This is a genomic window from Nocardia sp. NPDC004604, assembly GCF_040609795.1.
In the GTDB taxonomy this organism is placed as follows: Bacteria; Actinomycetota; Actinomycetes; order Mycobacteriales; family Mycobacteriaceae; genus Nocardia.
In genome coordinates, this window is sequence record NZ_JBEXLC010000298.1 from 1 (window position 1) to 3405 (window position 3405).

A 3405-nucleotide genomic window follows, 5' to 3' on the forward strand; every position below is an offset into this window, starting at 1 on the left:
GTACTGTCCACCATCGATCACACCCGTTGGCCGCTACCGGATCTGAAGTATCTGATGGTCGGCGGCGAGGACTACGGCAGCGAGTTGGTCGAACGCTGGGGCGGCGACCGCGTCGTGCTCAACGAATACGGACCCACCGAGACCACCATCTCCGCGACGCTGAGCGCCCCGTTGGCAGTTGGTGAGTTGGTCACGATCGGTAGGCCGATATCCGGTGCCTCGGCATGGGTGTTGGATCAGCGGCTGCAACCGGTTCCGGTTGGGGTGGCCGGTGAGTTGTATATCGCGGGTGATCTCCTCGCCCGTGGATACCACCACCGAGCAGACGTGACAGCCGAACGATTCGTGGCCTGCCCCTGGCTACCCGGCCAACGCATGTACCGCACCGGCGACGTCGTCCGCTGGACCACCAACGGAACCATCCAACACCTGGGCCGCTCCGACTTCCAGGTAAAGATCCGCGGCCTCCGCATCGAACTCGGCGAAGTCGACACCACACTCACCACCCACGAAACCGTCGCCTACGCCACCACCATCGGCCACCACAACGGCACCGGAACCCAAACACTGGTCTCCTACGTTGTCGCCCCACCCGACCACACCATCGACACCACGACACTGACCGAATACCTCACCGACCATCTACCGTCCTACATGGTGCCGTCCTCGATCATGGTGCTCGACCGTATCCCGCTGACGCCGGTGGGCAAACTGGACCGAAAGGCGCTACCGAAGCCGGTTTTCACCGATATCAAGCCGTTCCGTGCGCCGCATACACCGACTGAACACACGGTCGCTCGAGCGTTCATTGATGTTTTGGGTATCGACGCGATCGGTTTGGATGATTCGTTCTTCGCTTTGGGTGGGGATAGTTTGGTCGCGACTCGGGTCGCGGCGCGGTTGGGGGCCGCGTTGGATGCCGAGATTCCGGTGCGATTGTTGTTCGAGGCGTCCACGGTCGCGGAACTGGCCGGTCGTATCGATCAGCATGCCGGGACCGGGCGACGTCGCCCACCGCTGGTCGCCGGGCCGCGCCCGGATCTCGTGCCGTTGGCGCCGGCCCAGCAACGGATGTGGTTCTTCAACCAGTACGACACCGCATCGGGCGCCTACAACATGCCGATCGCGATTCGGTTGCGTGGCGAGTTGAACGTCGAGGCCCTGCACTCGGCGGTCCTGGACGTGCTGGGGCGCCACGAATCGCTGCGAACGCGCTACCCCGATCACGACGGCATGCTGATCCAACTGATCGAACCGGTCGAGAGCGTGGACGGTGAGTTGGTCGTGGTGCCGGTCGTAGCGGGTGATTTGGTCGAGACGGTCACCGAATTCGTCACCGAAGGCTTCGATGTGAGCACCCAGGCACCGGCACGTGCCCGATTGTTCCGCATTACCGGCGGCGAGGAACCCGAACACGTCCTTGCTGTCGTGGTGCACCACATCGCCGCCGATGGTTTCTCCATGACCCCGTTGGCGCGTGATGTGGCGAGGGCGTATGCCGCGCGGATCCATGGGGCCGCCCCGGCGTGGACACCGCTGCCGGTCCAGTACGCCGACTACGCACTGTGGCAACAAGCTACCCTCGGCGCCCCCGATGATCCGCAATCACTGTGCGCCCAGCAGATCCGCTACTGGACCGAAACACTGCACGGTGTCGTCGAGGAACTGCCTCTGCCGTTCGACCGGCCACGGCCGGTGGTGATGTCCAACCGCGGCGCCACGGTCGGTTACTCGGTGCCCGCCGCTGTGGTGCGGGCATTGGAACAACTCGCGCGCCAACATAATTCGTCGCTGTTCATGGCGATCCACGGCGCGTTGGCGGTCGCGCTGGCCCGGTTGAGCGGCACCACCGATATTCCGATCGGCACACCGATCGCCGGGCGCGGTGTGGCCGCACTCGACGACATGATCGGCATGTTCGTCAACACTCTGGTGTTGCGCACCGAAATTGATCCCGCTGAATCGTTCACCGAACTGCTCGGCCGGGTCAAACAAGCCGATCTGGACGCCTTCGAACACGCCGACGTGCCGTTCGAGCAGGTGGTGGACAAACTCGGTGTGCAGCGCTCCCAAGCACGACACCCGCTGTTCCAGGTGATGCTGGCATTCCAGAACCTGGCACCGGTAACACTGCAACTCCCCGATCTCGAGCTGTCGGTGGTCGACCTGCCCAATGAGGTCTCCCGGTTCGACCTGCAATTCATCCTGTCGGAAAACCATGACACCGGCGATATGACTGTTGCGGTCACCTATGCCACCGACCTGTTCGACGCCGCGACGATCGATTCGCTTGCGCGCCGGTGGATTCAGATCCTGGAGTCGATCGTCACCGATCCGTCTGTTGCGGTCGGGTCTATCGATGTTCTCGAGCCTGCCGAGCGAGCCGATCTGCTGGCCCGTTCCGGTGCTCCCGCGGCGGCACCGGCCACGTTGCCCGGCCTGATGAGTGCGGCGGCGGCGTTCGATCCCGACGGCACCGCGATCGTGTTCGACGGAGAGCGGTTGAGCTATCGGGAGTTGGACGAGCGTTCCAACCGGTTGGCGCGGTTGCTGATTCGGCGTGGAATCGGGCCGGAGGATGTTGTCGCGATCGGTATTCCGCGTTCGGCGGATTCTGTTCTTGCGGTCTGGGCAGTCGCCAAAACGGGGGCGGCGTTCCTGCCTGTCGATCCGACCCATCCCGCGGAACGCATCATGCACATGATGACCGATTCAGCGGCAGCGGTCGGTCTGACCGTGACATCCGTACGCGCACAACTACCCGACGCCGATTGGCTGCTACTCGACGAGTTCGACGAGGCCGACAGCGGTCCGGTCACCGACAGCGATCGGGTTCGTCCGCTGCGGATCGACGATATCGCCTATGTCATCTATACCTCCGGATCGACCGGGCTGCCCAAGGGTGTGGCGGTGACCCACCGCGGCCTCGGCAACTGTGCCGTGGCCCATCGGGATGCGATGGATATCGAATCCAGCTCCCGCACCTTGCATTTGGCCTCGCCCAGCTTCGATGTGTCGGTACTGGAGTTGCTGTGTGCGCTCAGCGCGGGGGCGACCTTGGTCGTAGCGCCCAGTGATGTCTACGGCGGCGACGAGCTCGCCGCACTGCTCGATCGTGAACATGTCAGCCACGCCCTCGTTACTCCCTCGGCGTTGTCCACCATCGATCACACCCGTTGGCCGCTACCGGATCTGAAGTATCTGATGGTCGGCGGTGAGGACTACGGCAGCGAGTTGGTCCAACGCTGGGGCGGCGACCGCGCAGTGCTCAACGAATACGGGCCGACCGAAACCACCATCGCCGCGACCCGCCGGAGGTAAATTCGGTGGTGGCGGATACAAAGTATCTGGCGGACTACATGGTGTAGGTTCATCTGTAGTAAATGCGTTATCACAAGATTTAGA

General features: G+C 63.3%; 1 protein-coding gene. It reads left to right on the top strand.

Annotation, left to right across the window (positions count from 1 at the left end):
• Window positions 1–3321, top strand: a 3321-nt coding sequence (locus ABZW16_RS43480; protein ID WP_354962014.1) for a condensation domain-containing protein, incomplete at its 5' end; no start/stop codon positions are given.
• Between the last annotated feature and the right edge of the window lie 84 nt (window positions 3322–3405).